Here is an 18,258-nt window from a genome sequence, read left to right on the forward strand (position 1 = left end):
CCTGTTAAAATAAGTAATAAGAAGAGATGATGGAGACATTCTTCTCTTTTGATAGATTTTGCTCCTTTGATCAATCCAAACCAAATTTTGCAATCACCTCACAAATTAAACAAAAAATAAAAGGAAAAATGGGTGATCACACCCACTTTAACCAATGATTTCCTTCTGCAGTTGTGGACCGAGTTCCTTGACAACATCGACCATTGCCTTAACTGTACTCAGTGGACCTCCTGGTGGGATCTCACAACCTGAAGCCATGATATACTTGGACTGCAGGTTATTTTCCTTGAGTGTTGGAAGTACGTCTCTGAGCAACTGCTCTGTGTCGTTCTTGATCTTCTGAACACCTTCTGGTGAACCGTCCATGAAGTCAACAGGGTTGATCTCTCCCATCATACAACATTCCTGACCGTACTTTGGAATAAGGTCCATGTGTCCCTGTGAGCCCTTACCCCTCAGTTTTGGATAGTATGCGTAGCTGTACAGTTTGGTACCGAACTTTGTGATCTGGGTATCATAGTGTACTGCATCTGCACAGTTGTGGATGATGTATGGCTGGTCGTGTTCCTTGAAGATAGGCAAGTGCTGGTCGTAGACGAACTTACCATCGAACTTCCAGTAATCTGCTTCGTCCATGATCACATTGTTGGACCAGAGGTTGTCAATACAGAGTGCATTACATGCGCCCTCATCGAAGAATACCTCGGATACCTGGCAGATGTAATCAGTACATTTCTGCACAGCTTCAAGTACAACTTCAGGGTTGGTCTTCATGTCCATGAGTACACGGTCTGCACCCATCAACTGAGTAAGGGTAAGTAATGGACCTTCGTGGAAACCGACAAATGGTACATTGAGTTCCTTGTTGAGTTTCTCAGTTGCAAGTTTTGAGGCCTGGATGAGCTCGTATGCACGGGTTCCTTCCTTGACTTCAGGTACTTCGATCTTGTCGTAATCGTCGAGGTGACCTTCTGATGATGGTGTGTCATCTTCTGGATACTTGATCTTACATCCAAAGTCAGATGATGTTGCTGAAAGGTCAATAAGACCTACGAAAGTGTCAGTGTCAAGATACTTGGTACCGAGGAATGCACTGTCTCTAAATGCATTTGGATTCAGAGCATAATCTTTATAACTAACATTTGCGAATTTCCTCATCACACCACATGCGAGAGGATATACTGGAAGACGGTCAACCTTCTTATCGCCCATGGCGTTGAGTGTTCTGTCCATGTGGGACATTTCTTCTTTTTCTTTGACAGCGACTTTTTCGAATTCAGCAATGATCTCTTTTGCGGTTTCGAGTCCTACATCTGTCTTGCCCTTTACCTTCTTCTTGGAAAGTATTTCTCTGTACTTGACCTTTCCAAGGCCGATCTTTGCATCGCTCCACCTATCTTCAGATGGACCTAATGCTTTTACAGCGTCCTTTGCCCAGTCTGTTGCAAGCATTGCATCATTGTGGGTTGAATCTGCGCCGATCTCTGCTGCAAATGCTTCGGATATTGGAGCACCACCGACCATGACGGTCATAGCATCTCTGATACCTTCTTCCTGAAGCATTTCAATAACTTTCTCCATGTTGACCATGGTTGTTGTCATCAATGCACTCATTGAAACAAGATCAGCTTTATTTTCTTTAGCAACTTCTACAAATTTCTCAACCGGTACGTCAGCACCAAGGTCGATCATGTTGAAGCCTGCTGCGGAGAGCATGGTCTTTACGAGGTTCTTTCCGATGTCGTGGACATCACCCTCAATACTTCCGATTACACCAACTGCAGGTACGTGACCTTCTTGTGACTTGATGTGTGGTGAAAGGATATCCATACCTTTGTACATTGCATTTGATGCAACGAGCAGATGTGGAACAAAAGCCTCTCCTCTCTCGTACTTGTCACTGACAATGATCATTCCCTTTGCGAGACCATCGATAATAGCCTCATAAGGATCATCGCCCTGTGCAAGAACCTTGTTCGCAAGTTCTTCTACTGCGGCAGCGTTGCCTCCAACGACAGCTTCCGCTAACTGGTTTAACATAGCAGCATCCATAGGATTTTTCCTCCGAATTTATACTTATGTCACAGTTGCTCACACTACTTTGCAACTGTTGACATACTAATGTAATATTGGTAGGTATATAAACTAAATGGAAACTAAATGTCGGATTTGTTAACGCTGTGACACCCTCTAATTTCATTAACAGCGTAAACTCACCCAATGATTAAAATCCAATTAAGCAGGCTAATTTCAAAAATGGATATGATACGATTAACGGCATTAATCAGATTAACAGCATTAATAAAACTGAGTAAACATATAATGATATAAATACAAAAATGATTTTGTTAGTATTTGCTCAACAATTACATCTTTTCAGCGCACCCCATACTTAATTCGTATATTGCCTTAATGCACCAATATCTTGATCTCCTCATAGTTTATGGCATTTACAGGGCAAACCCTTACACATCTCTTACAGGCAGTTCCAAGACATTTCTGTGTATTATACATTGCAAAACGATTGCCACCTTCCTCGACAATGGTGATTGCATTCTCAGGACATTCTGTCTCACATCTGTGACATAGAGTGCACCCAACAGCAAGTTCTTCAATAGTTATACCAACATCTTCTACGATCTCGACGCCTGTCAGACCAGTCTCTTTTATGTCCTGTGATGATCTCTTTTCGATAATAGCAGCATTGGATTCCAGTGGCAATGCAGGTAGACCATATATGTCCAGGAACTTGTTGTACATATCCTTTGACATACCTTCAGTCCAGTAAGAAAGCTCACATGAATAGAAGTCCTTGAATGTACCACTTGTAGCCATCATCAGGTGATCTGCCGTGATCTGATGAGCAAGCTTGATCACTTTATCAAACTTGGATTCATCCAGCAAGATCTCCCTTGCAAGTGCAAGAGAAGTGTTGCCAAATTGGACTATCTTTTTGGAGAAATCCGGGCATGACCCAACATGCATTGCTTTTTCAGCATCTACATATGTACCTGAAGCACCGGTCATGTACATATTCTCAAGATCATCATAATGCAGACCGGATTCGATTATAAGCGTCAATTGAGCTGCTTTTATAGCACCTATGGCCTTTCCGGCTTCTTTGATATCATCCTCTGTGATGAATATATCATCGCCAAGCAGGATCTTTCCGTATTTTAGTTTAGGTGGGTTCTCGATAAGACCCGTTCTCATAGCAAGTGAAAGAACTGAAATTACACCGGTACCCGTTATACCAACCGGCTTGATATCTGAATCCTTTACTATCTTTCCGGTAACAGGGTCTATAAGATAACTTTCACGGGCTTGCATATCAGCATCAAGGACCATGAGTCGCCAGTACTTGCCTTCACTGATAACATCAGAAATTGCCCCGGGACTTGCAAGCATACCGCATCCAATACCCTGTCCTTCGATAGCAGGACCAGCTGCTGCACTGGCCGTGATTATACGGTCACCTACTTTAATAGCCATTTCAGCATTGGTACCATAATCAGTTACAAGAGTGGGAACAGTCTGATCCAGGAAATCGGTTTCCAGCATCATTGCAAGGGCATCGGCACCTATTTCGTGTCTGATGGCAGGCGGAACAAAGATATCACAATCCTCAAATGCAGGACTACCTTTGAATATCTCAGATGCAGGGAAGATCCTTGCTTCACGCTTGACATCCTCAATTCCAAGTCTCATCTGCATGTTCTTGCCTGCATAGGCAAGATCTCTTATCTCAGAGTTCTGGAACAATGAAAGTTGGATCGGATTTCCGCAAACAACTATCTTTTTTATCAATGAAGCATCCACATGGAAGCTGTCTATCACTTTACGTATTGCATCAACGATTATCCCGTGCGCTATATCCCCACCCACAGATATCGCAAAATCAAGATGATCTGTGATATTTCCCCCAGGAAGAGGATGCTTTGCAGTCATTGAGACCTTAAATACATCTTTTGAGTCCAGGTTGATCAACTGCGCCCTAAAGCCGCTCGTTCCCAGGTCCAGTGCTATTCCATACATTTAACTACCCCTAAATATTGATTTTTTTATAGTATTCACTACATGAATGAATGTAAGTGAAATTGGAAGCACAGGAATTCAGGACAAATTGTTTCCTTCTATTTGCCAGAATACCTGTAGCTTACTGATAATGATCCAAAATACCAACCTGACATCGTGGATCAATCATTTTCTCATAAGTATCTTATCGATCCTCAAAACACTGTTTGTAGCCTCTGTTGCTGCGATCATAGACAGTTTCTTGATGCTTGCAGAATCATATACGGGAGGATTGTTTGGCACAACCTCCCTGGACATATCGATCCTGGCGTCTATACCTCTGTTATAATAGCTCCCCATGCTTGCCATTGAATCTATGACATTCATACCCATATTGCGTGCAAGCGTCCTTGGGATCTCTTCCAGTGCATTTGCATACTCTATGATGGCAAGTTGTTCTTTTCCAACAACTGTCGAAGCGTATTTTTTGAGCATCTGAGCGATCTCGAACTCTATCCAGCCACCGCCCTGAACGACTACCGGGTTCTTTAGCATGAAAGCTGCATTGTTAAGAGCGTCATCAACAGCTTCCTCTACTTTATTAAGACCGTATTTGAAAGGCTCCCATATCACTATGGAAGACATTGGCTGGTCCTTTACGGAAATGGAGAGGAAATATTCACCACATTTCTTGTCCACCTTTACCTCATCGGCACAACCCAGCTCACTGGGAAGTATATCGTCTTTGATGGAAAGGATAGAAGCACCAGTAGCTTTTGAAACTTTTTCAAGGTCCTTCATTTTGAGCTTTCTGTAAAGCAAAATAGCATTCTTTGCAAGGGTACCCTCGATCATTGGATCGACCTTGCCTTCACAGAGAACTACATCCGCGCCAGAGTCAACTATCTTCTTTGCAAAGTCTCTCACGACACGTACCTGCTCGTTCTCAAAGATCACAGACATGTCAAGGCTGTCAATGTGTATGTTATGCTGAGAATTAATGATCTTACTCTCAAATTTTGTATTGTAGTTGAGGATCAGGATCTTTGCTTCTGTGAAATGGGTGGTCACGCCTAGATTCTCAGGCTCTTCATCGAGCACGATACCTGAAATAAAATTCATATCAGGACCGCCTACCTTCTTGACGACCTTTACGTACTCATTAAGGTCTATATATTCATCTTTGCCCAGCTCCTTCAGGCGCTCAACGGTTTGCAGTACAGCATCCGTGATCATTTTTGCCTGGCTGATTTCCACACCCTTGCTAAGACTTGCATTTTCTATAACAGAATGCATAGCCTCGTGGGAACTAGCTAGTTTGGTTGAGTACTCCAGGATATCATAAGCCTTGTTAAGAGCAAGCTGATAACCTTTTATGATAGTTGAAGGATGCATCCCTTCCCTTGCGAGTTTGGCAGCGTTCTCTATCAGGGATGAAGCTAGCAGAACAGCTCCCTTTGTACCATCACCACATGCTCTGTCCATTGATCTTGCCAGTTCTTTCATTGACGTGACAACAGGGTGAAGCACATCCACTTCCTTGATGATGGTCTTCCCATCACTTGTCATGATGATGTCGCCAGATGGGTTTGCAATTAGCTTGTTAAGACCACGAGGACCGAATGAAGAAGAAATCAGGTCTTTCACATCTGCGGAAACTGATTCCATGTGATAGATGAGATCGTCACCTTTGACATCTCCATCTATGCCTATTCTGCCCCTTACACTTGCCTTAAGGGCATCCATGCTATCCAGTTCATGAGAATAATTTTGGGGCTGACCTACCATAGAGCTCATGCGCCCCTCCTTGGACTGCCTACTGCGAGTCCCTCTACTTTTGTTTCAAGGGGAAGCGTTCCCATAGAACCAACATCGTTGCGTTTTAGTTCAAACTTAACTTTATCCATGCTCAGACCGTACCCTTTCATATATTCAGAAACTGATTCTTCCACAAATGCGACCCCGAGTCAATAGCAGATTTGTAATCTTCAAAAAGACGTCTCTCTTTTCCAGAGAATAATGTGTATTGTGTGCTACCAAAGGAGGAAGGCCGTATCAAAAGTTCTACCCTGTAATGACATCGTCTGCAGAATAGGTCGAAAGGAATTCATCAGACGTATCCATTATTGCAGCATCGCCGCATGTGTCAACTGTATCAATAGCAAACTCTAGTTTGTTTTTTAATGCTACAGTAAGTAAGAGAGAATGTGGAGGCATTCTACTCTTTTGATTTATTTTGCTCCTATGATAATCCAAACCTGATTTTGCAATCACCTCAAAAATTAAGGAAAAAGGAAAGGAAAAAATGGGTGATTAACCCACTTTAACCAATTATCTCTTTCTGCAGACTTGGGCCGAGTTCCTTGACAACATCGACCATTGCCTTAACTGTACTCAGTGGACCAGCTGGTGGGGTCTCACAACCTGTAGACATTACAAACTTGGACTGCAATCCATTATCCTTGAGTGTTGGAAGAACACTTCTGAGCAACTGTTCTGTGTCGTTCTTGATCTTCTGGACACCTTCTGGTGAACCGTCCATGAGGTCAACAGGGTTGATCTCTCCCATCATGCAACATTCCTGACCGTACTTTGGAATAAGGTCCATGTGTCCCTGTGAGCCCTTTCCTCTCAGTTTTGGATAGTATGCGTAGCTGTACAACTGGGTACCGAACTTTGTGATCTGGGTATCATAGTGTACTGCGTCTGCACAGTTGTGGATGATGTATGGCTGGTCGTATTCCTTGAAGATAGGGAGATGCTGGTCGTAGACGAACTTACCATCGAACTTCCAGTAATCTGCCTCGTCCATGATCACATTGTTAGACCATAGATTGTCAATACAGAGTGCATTACATGCATCTTCTTCGAAGAATAGCTCGGATACCTGACAGATGTAGTCAGTACATTTCTGCACAGCTTCAAGTACAACATCAGGATTAGTCTTCATATCCATGAGTACACGGTCTGCACCCATCAACTGGGTAAGGGTAAGTAATGGACCTTCGTGGAAACCGACAAATGGTACATTGAGTTCTTTGTTAAGCTTCTCTTTTGCAATCTTTGATGCCTGGATAAGCTCATATGAACGGGTTCCATTCCTGACATCAGGTACTTCGATCTTCTCGTAATCATCAAGGTGACCTTCTGATGATGGTGTGTCATCTTCTGGATACTTGATCTTACATCCAAAGTCAGATGATGTTGCTGAAAGGTCAATAAGACCTACAAACATATCTGTGTCAAGGTACTTGGTTCCAAGGAATGCACTGTCCCTAAATGCATTTGGCTCCAGAGCATATTCTTTATAGCTCACATTGGCGAACTTCCTGAGTGAACCACATGCTAGAGGATAAACTGGAAGACGGTCAACCTTTTTGTCACCCATGGCATTGAGTGTTCTGTCCATGTGGGACATTTCTTCTTTATCCTTGACAGCTACCTGCTCGAACTCTGCGATAATTTCTTTTGCAGTCTCGAGTCCGACATCTGTCTTGCTCTTTACCTTCTTCTTAGAAAGGATTTCCCTGTACTTGACCTTTGCAAGACCGATATTTACATCGCTCCACCTGTCAGCAGATGGGGACATTGCTTTTACAGCCTCTTTTGCCCAGTCTGTTGCAAGCATTGCATCATTGTGGGTTGAATCTGCACCGATACTTGCCGCAAACTCTTCAGATACTGGAGCGCCACCAACCATAATTGTCATAGCATCTCTGATACCTTCTTCCTGAAGCATTTCAATGACTTTTTCCATGTTTACCATGGTTGTGGTCATCAATGCACTCATGGAAAGGAGATCTGCTTTGTTTTCCTTGACAACTTCTACAAATTTCTCAATTGGTACATCAGCACCGAGGTCGATCATGTTGAAGCCTGCTGCAGAGAGCATGGTCTTAACGAGGTTCTTTCCTATATCGTGGACATCACCCTCAATACTTCCGATCACACCAACTGCAGGCACGTGGCCTTCCTGTGATTTAATGTGAGGTGAAAGGATATCCATACCTTTGTACATTGCTTTTGATGCAACGAGCAGATGTGGAACAAAAGCTTCTCCTTTCTCATACCTGTCACTGACAATAACCATTCCTTTTGCAAGACCATCAATTATAGCCTCATAAGGATCAAGACCTTCTGCAAGAACCTTGTTTGAAAGTTCTTCTACAGCGGTAACTTTGCCTCCAACGACAGCTTCCGCTAATTGGTTTAATATAGCTGCATCCATAAAATTATTCCTCCAAATTATTACATTTGTGTCGCAGTCACCCATATTCTCTTTGCAACTGTCGACGCGCCCTAGGAAGAATGAATAATATATAACATAAATGGAATGATAAAACAGAGCCTGTTGATATCGTTAAAATGTATCAGGTCATTAAACGTATTATTTAACAAATGGAGAATCATCTGATTAAATAGGTCAATTAAAAAAATACATTTAATCTCATTAACGCTATTAATCTAATTAATAGGAGACATTATTTTGGAATGTGAAAAGTAGTTTATTGGGTTTTGTGCAGCAATTTTATATTGCTAATTTCTCACAAAATCTCAGCCTGCATATAAGCTAATTAATGTATAAAGTAATAGTTAATAAGCGATTCGGTGAAAATAGCGTTAATTAGATATTTGAATTGCTTCACAAAATACTCATTTGAACAATAAAAATCCGCATACAAATGAAGAGAGATTAATTACAAAAATGTGCTTAATCTCATTAATGACATTAATCTAATAATAGAATACATTATTTTGGCTCTGTAAAAAACCCTCATTTGAATGACAGAAAGGTCCGCATCCAAATGAAGGACTTATCCTAAAAATAGCTACAAAATTTAAATGCCATCCACATAAAGTGAAGTTGTCTTAAAATATTCAAAAAGAGCTTCACCCCATTTCAGAGCACTTTTCTCATAACCAATCATTGCATGATTGTGATACATCCCATTTTTGAAGAAAAGTGCAAATGATAAGAATTTATCAGTTGCAATACAAGAAGCAAGGCCAATATCATCATGATAAACATAAAGATCAACATTGCCCATACTAATGAACTCTTCCAATGTAGGTCGGTATTCATCCCTAATTCTTTCAAAAACATGCTCTGTCACAATGAGAGACATCTTAACACCCTTCCTCGCATATTCAAGGTACTTTGAAGTGTAAGCGGGACTGAAATACGATGATACTTCCATTATAGTTTTTGCTTCTGCGAGATTGTCTTCCAAATCCTTTGGAAGTTCATACATACGATTCAAGTCAGGCTCCACAAGACTGCAAGAGCCAATCTCTGAGATCCTGTCCTGTAAAAGTGTAGGGATTGAACTGAATTTGTGATTATCCCAATATTCAAGATTATCTGAGTAAACCTGTAAAGTTTTAACCAGAGGTAACATTTTTCTGGCAATTACCTCACCAAAGTTTGAAAGGAAATACCTGTCATTAGCATAAACGACCAGACCATGGTCAATAAGTATCTTGATCTGCGTCATTATTGCACTTGTTGTTACATTGAGATTATTCTTGATATCATCAATACTCATTGGCCCATCTATTAACAAAAGAAGCGAGTCCTTTCTCTTATCCGAAAGGAAAATTGTACCTAATAAAGCCAATTCCATTTGTCAGTCCACCTAATATTATTAATTGATCAATAAATTGTTTAACATTTGAAATAATATGCTCATTATTACTACTTCTTATATAGCAACTAGATTTTAGTTTATTCTTTCCACAAGGGAAGATTAATATGAACCGTTGTTCCCTTACCTAATTCACTTTCGACCCATATCTTGCCCTCATGAGCATCAACTGTATCTTTACACATCTGAAGGCCTGATTCAATTGCCCAATACATGTGACCTGAACTCTCATCCAACTGATAGAAGCTATGGAAAAGATGGGGTATCAGATCATTCTGGATACCAGGACCCATATCGGAAATTTCCACGTGAATGAAATTATTATCCCCATATACCTTTAGGCCAATTGACTTGCCTTCCGGAGTGAAATTGATCGCATTATCTATCAGATTGAGAAAAACTTCATTCAATTTTTCTTTATCCCCTTTCACCAAGGGAAGATCCCGAGGGATTTCTTTCTTAAGATCTAATTGTTTTTCATCGATCAATAATATAAGATTGAGCAATACATCAGATATCAGACTGTAAACATTAAGAGCTTCAAATGAATACTTTATCTCGCCCAATGCTTTCAAATTCTGATAAAATACAGTGTCAGACAAACGCTTTATTCGCTCAGAATTACGAAGTAAAGACGATATCGCCTCTTTCTGAGAATTATTTATTAAACTAAGAGCTTCGTCACTAAAAGCATCACATTCTGAAAATGTGGATTCATTATCCATACGGAAATTATCTTCAATGAAATCTGCTTTCATGCTATTGATAGACCTTAGTTCTTTGTTAGATTTTGAAAGTTCAGAGGAATATTTGCTAAAAGCGGCCACCGTTTGTCTTCTCTTGATCAATTTCCACATTGCCTGCATAAGAAGAGTAAGCTGAAGTACATCAGATTCATCATAATCTTCTTCCTTATTACCTACACCTGCCACAGCAACAATATGATCGCCATCAAACAATGGAATATTCAAGTGTCTGGATAACTGGACATGACCACTGGGATAGCCTTTCTTCATGGGACTTTCCATACTATAATCATTGGTGATGACGGGTTTACGTCGTCTTACTGCCTCCCCCCAAAGACCTGTGGTCGCTATAGGATATGTGAAAAGCTTGTCTTTTATCTCACACTCCTTCATTGCGAATTTCGACCATGAATGCATAATAATAACTGTTTCATCTGCATTCGTAAAGGCAAGGTAACCAAGTTTACTGCCAGTAAGGCGAACAGCCTCTTCCCTGGCAAAATCTGTGATCTCATTCAGGGAAGCACCTGCCATTTCATTCAGCTTGACCAGTGCCTCGAGGCGTGATGTATTCAGTTCCTTAGCTTTTTCAGCTTTTTTCCTCTCGGTAATATCACGTGCAACGGATAATATGATTTTCTTACCATTGTATTCGATAAGTCGGGCATTAACTTCAAGTGGAATGACTGAATCATCTTTTCGAATGGCTGCTGCCTCATAAATGGCTTTTCCATCCTTCTCTATAAGCTTGATAAGTTCAGAAGCACGCTGCACATATTTCGAAGGAACGATGCTTGCAGGTGACGAGCCTAAAATATATTCTTTGGAATAACCAAGAGTGTCAACAACTACCTGGTTAACATCTATTAAAGAACCATTCGGTTTACTAACAAAGATAAAGTCATTGATACTGTTAAAAATGTTCTTGAACTTATGTTCTGATTCGCGGAAGGTTTCATTAGATATACGGTTCGCGATCTCAATAGCTGCAATGTCTGCATTCGCCTTGAGATATTGAATACATGCTTTTTTTGGGGATTTGGCATTCTCAAAATACATTGAAAAAACCCCGAGAATTTCGCCGTTAGAAGCTACTATCGGTTCAGCCCAGCAAGCATTAATACCTACACTCTTTGCAAAATCCCTGTACTTTGTCCAGTAAGGATGCTTCCCTATATCGTCTACTATGACCCTTTCACCAAGACATATAGATTTAAGACAGTAACCCGTGCCATATTCTACATCCATCCCCTCAAGAGTTTCTCTGAATTCATCAGGGAGACTTGGAGCTACTACATGGAAAATTTTCATCTTGCTTTTGTCAAGCAATATCACGGCACATTTCAGATCAGAGCCAATCATCTCAGCATTGGTCACAAGAAGTGTCAGAACGTTCTCAAGAGATGATTCTGCATCAAGAACACTAATATCTGCTTTCCATTGATTCCCCAGTATTTCCCGTTGCTTACGCTCAGTGATATCTATAATAATACCATCAATATAAGAATCACCATTATCCCAACGCCTTATCTTCGATTTTTCCTCGACATAGCGCGTTTCACCGAATTTGGTGATGATTCTATATTCCTGATCAAACTCGGTTATTTCAGGATTCAGGAATCTAAAAGCCTTTGAAATTATGTTAAGATCATCATGATGTATGATTTCACCAAAGTTCATTCTCCTGGAAGTGAAATCTTCGGGAGAATACCCAAATTGTTTGATGTTCGCATTTACATACACAACCGGCAAGTCATCTTCAAGCTTCCGGGAAATTACAATAAAGGGACTTTCTTTGATGATTTTTATACCGATTTCAGTATCTGATTGTTGTAGCATGTTTTGACCAGATTACCACAGATACCCATCAATTATAGCCTCATAAGGATTATCGCCTTGTGCAAGAACCTTGTTTGCAAGTTCTTCTACACCAGTAGCGCTACTCCCAACAGGAGCCTCCGTTAATTGGTATAATATAGCTGTATCCATGTGTGATTCATTCCAAATCGTTTTTAGTCGTCAACTCTTTCAAATAATATTTGGAAATATTGACACACCAAGGTAGAATGAATGATATATAACATAAGTGGAATGATAAAGTGAAGCCTCTTAATGTCATTAATAACATTAATCTAATTAATAGAATTCATTATTTTAGAATATAAAAAGTAGTTTATTGAATTTTTTGCAGCAATTTCATTACTACCTCCCCACAACATCTCAGCCCACATTTTGAGATATTTAGTATGTAAGTTAATAGCTAATAAGCAATTTGATTAAAATGACGTTAATTGCCTATTTGAATAGCTCCGTAAAAGTACTCATTTGAACAATATGTCGCATACAAATAGAGAGTCATCCCAAAAATAACTAAAAAAGATTAAATGCCATCCACATACAGTGAAGTGGCCTTAAAATATTCAAAAAGAGCTTCACCCCATTTCAGAGCACTTTTCTCGTAACCCATCATTGCATGATTGTGATACATCCCATTTTTGAAGAAAAGTGCAAATGATAAGAATTTATCAGTTACAATACAAGAAGCAAGGCCAATATCATCATGATACACATAAAGGTCGACGTTACTTATACTAATGAACTCTTCCAATATGGACTTGTATTCATCCCTCATTCTTTCAAAAACAGGTTCTGTCACAATGAGAGACATCTTGACACCCCTCTTTGCGTATCCCAGGTATTTTGAAGTATAAGCGGGACTAAAATACGATGAAACTTCCATTATACTTTTCGCTTCTGCGATATTATCTTCCAGGTCCTTTGGAAGCTCATACATACGATTCAAGTCAGGCTCCACAAGACTGCAAGAACCAATCTCCGCAATCCGATCCTGCAAAGGTTCAGGGATCGCACTGAATTTATGATTATCCCAATATTCCATATTCTCGGAGTAAACCTGTAATGTCTTTACCAGAGGTAACATTTTTCTGGCAATTACCTCACCAAAGTTTGAAAGGAAATAGCTGTCATTAGCGTAAACGACCAGACCATGGTCAATAAGTATCTTGATCTGCGTCATTATTGCACTTGTTGTCACATTGAGCTCACGCTTGATATCATCAATACCCATTGGCCCATCTATTAATATAAGAAGCAAGTCCTTCCTCTTATCCGAAAGAAAAATTGTACCTAACAAAGCCAATTGCATTTATTTACCCACCCGAAATTTCCAATTGAACAATAAAGTGCTCAACATTTGATGATATACTTACTATTACTACTTAAAATTATTACGTATTATTACTACTTCGTTACTTAGTTATTTACTTAATAAAAACTAACTAATTTTCAGCCTCTTTTTCCCACAAAGGAAGATTAATGTGAACTGTTGTTCCTTTACCCAATTCACTTTCAACCCATATATTGCCCCCGTGAGCATCAACTGTATCTTTGCACATCTGAAGACCAGACTCAATTGCCCAATACATCTGACCTGAAGTCTCTTCCAATTGATAGAAGCTATGGAAAAGATGAGGTATTAGATCCTTCTGGATACCAGGGCCCATATCAGCTATTTCAATGTGGATTAAATTATTATCCTCATATGCCTTTACACCAATTGATTTGCCTTTTGGAGTAAAATTGATTGCGTTATCTATCAGACTTAAAATAACATCGTTCAATTTCTCTTTATCCCCTTTTACGAAGGGAAGGGTCCTGGGAACTTCTTTCTTAAGCTCCAATTCCTTTTCATCTATCAATAATATAAGATTAAGCAATACATCAGATATCAGGCTGCAAACATTGAGAGGTTCAAATGAATATTTGATCTTGCCCAATGCTTTCAAGTTCTGGTAAAATACAGTATCAGACAACCGTTTTATTCGCTCAGAATTACGAAGCAAAGCTGACATTGCCTCTTTCTGGGAATCATTTATCAAACAAAGAGCTTCGTCACTTAAAGCATCACATTCTGAAAATGTGGATTTGTCATCAATATCGAAATTATCTTCAATGTAATCTGATTTTATCCTATTGATAGACCTTAGTTCCTTGTTAGCTTTTGAAAGTTCCGTAGAATATTTACTGAAAGCAGCTACCGTTTGCCTCCTCTTAACCAATTTCCACATTGCCTGCATAAGAAGAGTGAGCTGAAGTACATCAGATTCATCATAATCTTCGTCCTTATTGCCCACACCTGCCACAGCAACGATATTATCACCGTCAAATAAAGGAATGTTCATGTGCCGGGTCAACTCGATGTGATCTTTGGGATAGCCCTTTTTCATGGAGCTAGGTGCTTGATAATCATTGGTGATGATTGATCTACGCTGTCTTACTGCCTCACCCCAGAGACCTGTGGTTTCTATAGGATATATGAAATATCGATCCTTGATGCCACACTCCGTCATTGCGGATTTAGACCATGAATGCATGATGAGAACCGATTCATCAGCATTAGTAAAGGCAAGATAACCCAGTTTACTGCCAGTAAGGCGAACAGCCTCCTCCCTGGCAAAATTTGTGATCTCACTCAGGGAAGCGCCTGTCATTTCAGTCAATTTAGCCAGTGCTTCAAGACGTGATGTATTCAGTTGCTTAGCATTTTCAGCCTTTTTCCTCTCGGTGATATCACGGGCGACGGACAATATGATCTTCTTACCATTGTACTCGATAAGCCTGGCATTTATTTCAAGAGGGATTACAGATCCATCCTTTCGAATAGCAGCTGCTTCATAAATGGTTTTCCCATTTTTCTCTATCAGTTTAATAAGTTCAGCAGCACGCTGCACATACTTTGAAGGAACGATACTTGCTGGTGGTACGCTTAAAATGTATTCTTTGGAATAACCAAGGCTATCGACAACTACCTGATTTACATCTATTAAGGTCCCATTGAGTTTACTAACAAAGATAAGATCATTGATACTATTATAAATTTTCTTGAATTTGTATTCAGATTCACGGAAGGTTTCATTAACGATCCTGTTCTGGATCTCAATTGCTGCAATATCTGCATTTGCCTTGAGATATTGTAAACATGCAGTTTTTGGAGAGTTGGCCTTCGAAAAGTACATTGCGAAAGCCCCAAGAACTTCACCGTTTGAAGAGATAATTGGTTCTGCCCAGCAAGCATTGATATCTACTGTCTTTGCGAAATCCCTATACTTTGCCCAGTAAGGATGTTTCTCTATATCTTCTACTATGAACCTTTCACCAAGATGCATAGCTGTAATACAGGAACCTGTACTATTCTCCACCGGCATACCTTCGAGAGTTTCCTTGAATATATCCGGGAAACTGGGAGCAACAACATGGAAAATTCTCTTCTTGTTATTGTCAAGCAACATTACAGCACATTTCAGATCAGGGCGGACCATTTCAGCATTGGTCACAAGAAGAGTCAGAACGTTCTCAAGAGATACTTCCGCACTAAAAACACTAATATCTGCTTTCCATTGTTTCCCCAGTGCATCCCGGCTCTTGCGCTCAGTGATATCTGAAATAATACCATCAAGATAAGAATCACCATTTTCTCCACGCCTTATCTTAGCCTTTTCTTCAACATAGCGTGTTTCGCCGAATTTAGTGATTATCCTATATTCCTGTTCAAACTCCGTTATTTTAGGATTCAAGAAGCTTAAAGCCTTTGAAATTATCTTAAGGTCATCAGGATGTATGATCTCACCAAAGTTCATACTTCCGGAAGTGAATTCTTCAGGAGAATAACCAAATTGTTTGATATTATCAGTTACATATACGACCGGCAGATCATCTTCAAGTTTCCGGGACATTACAATAAAAGAACTGCTGCCGAAGATTTCCATACCAATTTCAGTATCTGATTGTCCCATCATGTTTTTTGACCAATTAATCACTGATACTCATCAGTATATAAACCTACCCCTCTTATTTAAAGAGCATACAGAATTATGCGTCTGATGTGCTTGATTCACCCATTACCGAACCTTTAAGCAGTACCCCATTTTCATACCTTATCAGGCTTATTCTTTCTGTCACCATGAAGTCAAATATCAGTTCTATTTTTTCAGGGTAACTACCTTCTAAATTTATGGGAATCAGAGGCTCGCCATCCTGCATTTCTACATAGAAGAAGTCACCCCCGAAATAGGAAATGAAACTTAAGAAATGCTCTTCAAAAGCCGCAATAATGAATTGTTTTGAAATGGGAGCCTTAGCAAATTCAAAATCATGGTCCTGAAATTCGATGAAATTCCCTTTCATAAAAGAAGATTGACCATATAAGATAAAAACTAAACTGAAACTATTATCTAAAGCATACATTATATTGCATATTTTGAATTTGAAACATCAAACACTAAACATTAAACAGAATACAATGTTAAAATTGGATTATTGAACCATGTTCATGGCAGCCCTTATTGCCGATACAAGTTCATCAGCTCTCTGCGAGCCCAGCATAAGCCGTTTCCCATCAGTGAAATCGAGTAGTACTCCCCTGGTTCCACTGGTAGTGTAGGCTTTTCCTTTTGGACCATACCTTATCCCCCATCCACCGTAGTCCCTTAAAGGACGATAATTACTCACCCCATAGTTTCTAATATTCTCAAAAGGAGTCTTTTTCGGAGAAAAATGGAAGGGGTAGAACTGGATATATAAACCGTCGTTTCTGACCTCAACCGACAAGCGTAGAGAATACATAAAAACTGGAAATATAATACCGAAAACTATCCACATGATCAGCATGGAAACATCTGACGCAGGATCGTTGCCAACTGGTTTCCCATAAACAAATTGCGAAAGAGCGGCATACCACATGAATACAACTGTCAGAAGTACTAAAAACTGCATCCACCACTGGTTGAACTTCTGCTCTTCCCTGAAAAAAACAGTTTCATTCATTTCAATCATATTTAAGAAAACAGTATTATATAAGGTTACTTTTTAGCCTTAACTATACTATATAGATTTAAAATAAGAAGAAATGAAATGGTGAAATGTATGTACCTGATAATCCATACGACAACCTCCACTCCTGAGGAGGCAAAAAAAATAGCATCATATCTGGTGGAGAATAAACTGGCTGCCTGCGTGAATATGCACTCAATATCCTCAGTTTACAGCTGGAATGGAAAAACAGAGGAAGATCATGAGATAGCACTTTCCATCAAGACCACTTCCGAGAACTTAGATGCTGTAAGTGAAGCCATAAAGTCAATGCACAGCTATGAGCTCCCTGCAATCATATACTGGGAGATAGATGGCGATAAAGATTACCTGAAATGGATCAGCGACTCTACAATAAAAAAGTAAATAATGAAGAAGTAAACATCATTTTTTGCCATTAAGCAGCCAGAAAATTTCCTGAAATATACGCCACAATATGTAAAGCAGCAGCAGTGTGAGTAAAATACCTACCACGATAGTTGGGCGGCGGAGCAATATCCATAGAACGGCAAGCATACCTATGATCTTCAGGAACTTATCGAACAATCCTTCTGAAGCAGGTTTTTCCGGGTCCACATAATCACCATAATTACTCTGTTTTGCATTGGAATTATTTGTTTGCCCGTATCGTTCCTGACCACTTTGGTATCTGCGTTCCCTGCTGAATCCACCTCCAAAAAGCCTGCGATTATAGGCAGCTCTTTTTTCCGAATCAGAAAGTACAGAATATGCTTCTGTGATCTCTTGTGTCCTCGCCCCTGCAGAAGGATCACTGTTTATGTCAGGATGGTAGTAGGATATAAGTTCACGATATCTCCGTCTAATTTCATCAGCGGAAGAATCAGGCAATACCCCCAAAACCTTGTAATAATCGATCATCCACAATGCACCTTTTCTGCTACCCATTTATGACTGTGAAACAGAATATAGAAGATAAAGAAAGATAGACGGATAAATAATTAAAC

At 39.8% G+C, this 18,258-nt stretch carries 14 protein-coding genes; 1 reads left to right on the forward strand and 13 read right to left on the reverse strand.

Annotated features, from left to right (window positions below):
* Nucleotides 1–147: 147 nt before the first annotated feature.
* From V7O66_RS06470 to V7O66_RS06525, 12 genes are all read right to left on the reverse strand, one after another.
* Nucleotides 148–2,052, reverse strand: coding sequence for a uroporphyrinogen decarboxylase family protein (locus V7O66_RS06470; protein ID WP_406662349.1), 1,905 nt, complete (start codon nt 2,050–2,052; stop codon nt 148–150).
* 357 nt (nt 2,053–2,409) lie between these two features.
* Complete coding sequence (locus tag V7O66_RS06475) at nt 2,410–4,035, reverse strand: methylamine methyltransferase corrinoid protein reductive activase (RefSeq protein ID WP_406662350.1); 1,626 nt, start codon at nt 4,033–4,035, stop codon at nt 2,410–2,412.
* 165 nt (nt 4,036–4,200) lie between these two features.
* Nucleotides 4,201–5,811, reverse strand: coding sequence for a TCP-1/cpn60 chaperonin family protein (locus V7O66_RS06480; protein WP_406662352.1), 1,611 nt, complete (start codon nt 5,809–5,811; stop codon nt 4,201–4,203).
* A gap of 267 nt (nt 5,812–6,078) precedes the next feature.
* The gene (locus V7O66_RS06485) at nt 6,079–6,231 is read right to left on the reverse strand and encodes a hypothetical protein (protein ID WP_406662354.1); all 153 of its coding nucleotides are present in this window, start codon (nt 6,229–6,231) and stop codon (nt 6,079–6,081) included.
* Between the two features lie 106 nt (nt 6,232–6,337).
* Nucleotides 6,338–8,242 carry a uroporphyrinogen decarboxylase family protein gene (locus tag V7O66_RS06490; protein ID WP_406662356.1) on the reverse strand — a complete coding sequence of 635 codons (1,905 nt, stop codon included), beginning with the start codon at nt 8,240–8,242 and terminating at the stop codon, nt 6,338–6,340.
* 610 nt (nt 8,243–8,852) lie between these two features.
* Nucleotides 8,853–9,638: a helix-turn-helix transcriptional regulator gene (locus V7O66_RS06495; RefSeq protein WP_406662358.1), complete on the reverse strand. Its 786-nt coding sequence runs from the start codon at nt 9,636–9,638 to the stop codon at nt 8,853–8,855.
* A gap of 101 nt (nt 9,639–9,739) precedes the next feature.
* Nucleotides 9,740–12,244 (reverse strand): GAF domain-containing protein, encoded by a 2,505-nt coding sequence (locus tag V7O66_RS06500; RefSeq protein WP_406662360.1) that lies wholly within the window; start codon nt 12,242–12,244, stop codon nt 9,740–9,742.
* A 12-nt stretch (nt 12,245–12,256) separates the two neighbouring features.
* A complete protein-coding gene (locus V7O66_RS06505) occupies nt 12,257–12,394 on the reverse strand; it encodes a hypothetical protein (RefSeq protein ID WP_406662362.1) in 138 nt (45 codons plus the stop codon).
* Nucleotides 12,395–12,785: 391 nt separating this feature from the next.
* A complete protein-coding gene (locus V7O66_RS06510; RefSeq protein ID WP_406662364.1) occupies nt 12,786–13,571 on the reverse strand; it encodes a helix-turn-helix transcriptional regulator in 786 nt (261 codons plus the stop codon).
* A gap of 133 nt (nt 13,572–13,704) precedes the next feature.
* Nucleotides 13,705–16,221, reverse strand: coding sequence for a GAF domain-containing protein (locus V7O66_RS06515; RefSeq protein WP_406662366.1), 2,517 nt, complete (start codon nt 16,219–16,221; stop codon nt 13,705–13,707).
* Nucleotides 16,222–16,294: 73 nt separating this feature from the next.
* The gene (locus V7O66_RS06520; protein WP_406662368.1) at nt 16,295–16,609 is read right to left on the reverse strand and encodes a hypothetical protein; all 315 of its coding nucleotides are present in this window, start codon (nt 16,607–16,609) and stop codon (nt 16,295–16,297) included.
* A gap of 129 nt (nt 16,610–16,738) precedes the next feature.
* On the reverse strand, nt 16,739–17,248 hold the full coding sequence (locus V7O66_RS06525) for a DUF6141 family protein (protein ID WP_406662370.1): 510 nt from the start codon (nt 17,246–17,248) through the stop codon (nt 16,739–16,741).
* A gap of 99 nt (nt 17,249–17,347) precedes the next feature.
* Between V7O66_RS06525 and cutA the strand changes: the two genes are divergently transcribed.
* Nucleotides 17,348–17,659, forward strand: a complete 312-nt coding sequence (gene cutA, locus V7O66_RS06530; protein WP_406662372.1) for a divalent-cation tolerance protein CutA — start codon at nt 17,348–17,350, stop codon at nt 17,657–17,659.
* A gap of 18 nt (nt 17,660–17,677) precedes the next feature.
* Here cutA and V7O66_RS06535 read toward each other — a convergent pair whose 3' ends face one another.
* Nucleotides 17,678–18,172, reverse strand: a complete 495-nt coding sequence (locus V7O66_RS06535) for a J domain-containing protein (RefSeq protein ID WP_406662374.1) — start codon at nt 18,170–18,172, stop codon at nt 17,678–17,680.
* Nucleotides 18,173–18,258: the final 86 nt, after the last annotated feature.

It is taken from the genome of Methanolobus sp. ZRKC3, assembly GCF_045291275.1.
GTDB lineage: Archaea > Halobacteriota > Methanosarcinia > Methanosarcinales > Methanosarcinaceae > Methanolobus.

Coding starts and splice junctions, on each gene's coding strand:
- V7O66_RS06470 (WP_406662349.1), bottom strand. CDS start 2,052: ATGGATGCTGCTATGTTAAACCAGTTAGCGGAAGCTGTCGTTGGAGGC.
- V7O66_RS06475 (WP_406662350.1), bottom strand. CDS start 4,035: ATGTATGGAATAGCACTGGACCTGGGAACGAGCGGCTTTAGGGCGCAG.
- V7O66_RS06480 (WP_406662352.1), bottom strand. CDS start 5,811: ATGAGCTCTATGGTAGGTCAGCCCCAAAATTATTCTCATGAACTGGAT.
- V7O66_RS06485 (WP_406662354.1), bottom strand. CDS start 6,231: ATGCCTCCACATTCTCTCTTACTTACTGTAGCATTAAAAAACAAACTA.
- V7O66_RS06490 (WP_406662356.1), bottom strand. CDS start 8,242: ATGGATGCAGCTATATTAAACCAATTAGCGGAAGCTGTCGTTGGAGGC.
- V7O66_RS06495 (WP_406662358.1), bottom strand. CDS start 9,638: ATGGAATTGGCTTTATTAGGTACAATTTTCCTTTCGGATAAGAGAAAG.
- V7O66_RS06500 (WP_406662360.1), bottom strand. CDS start 12,244: ATGCTACAACAATCAGATACTGAAATCGGTATAAAAATCATCAAAGAA.
- V7O66_RS06505 (WP_406662362.1), bottom strand. CDS start 12,394: ATGGATACAGCTATATTATACCAATTAACGGAGGCTCCTGTTGGGAGT.
- V7O66_RS06510 (WP_406662364.1), bottom strand. CDS start 13,571: ATGCAATTGGCTTTGTTAGGTACAATTTTTCTTTCGGATAAGAGGAAG.
- V7O66_RS06515 (WP_406662366.1), bottom strand. CDS start 16,221: ATGATGGGACAATCAGATACTGAAATTGGTATGGAAATCTTCGGCAGC.
- V7O66_RS06520 (WP_406662368.1), bottom strand. CDS start 16,609: ATGAAAGGGAATTTCATCGAATTTCAGGACCATGATTTTGAATTTGCT.
- V7O66_RS06525 (WP_406662370.1), bottom strand. CDS start 17,248: ATGAATGAAACTGTTTTTTTCAGGGAAGAGCAGAAGTTCAACCAGTGG.
- cutA (WP_406662372.1), top strand. CDS start 17,348: ATGTACCTGATAATCCATACGACAACCTCCACTCCTGAGGAGGCAAAA.
- V7O66_RS06535 (WP_406662374.1), bottom strand. CDS start 18,172: ATGATCGATTATTACAAGGTTTTGGGGGTATTGCCTGATTCTTCCGCT.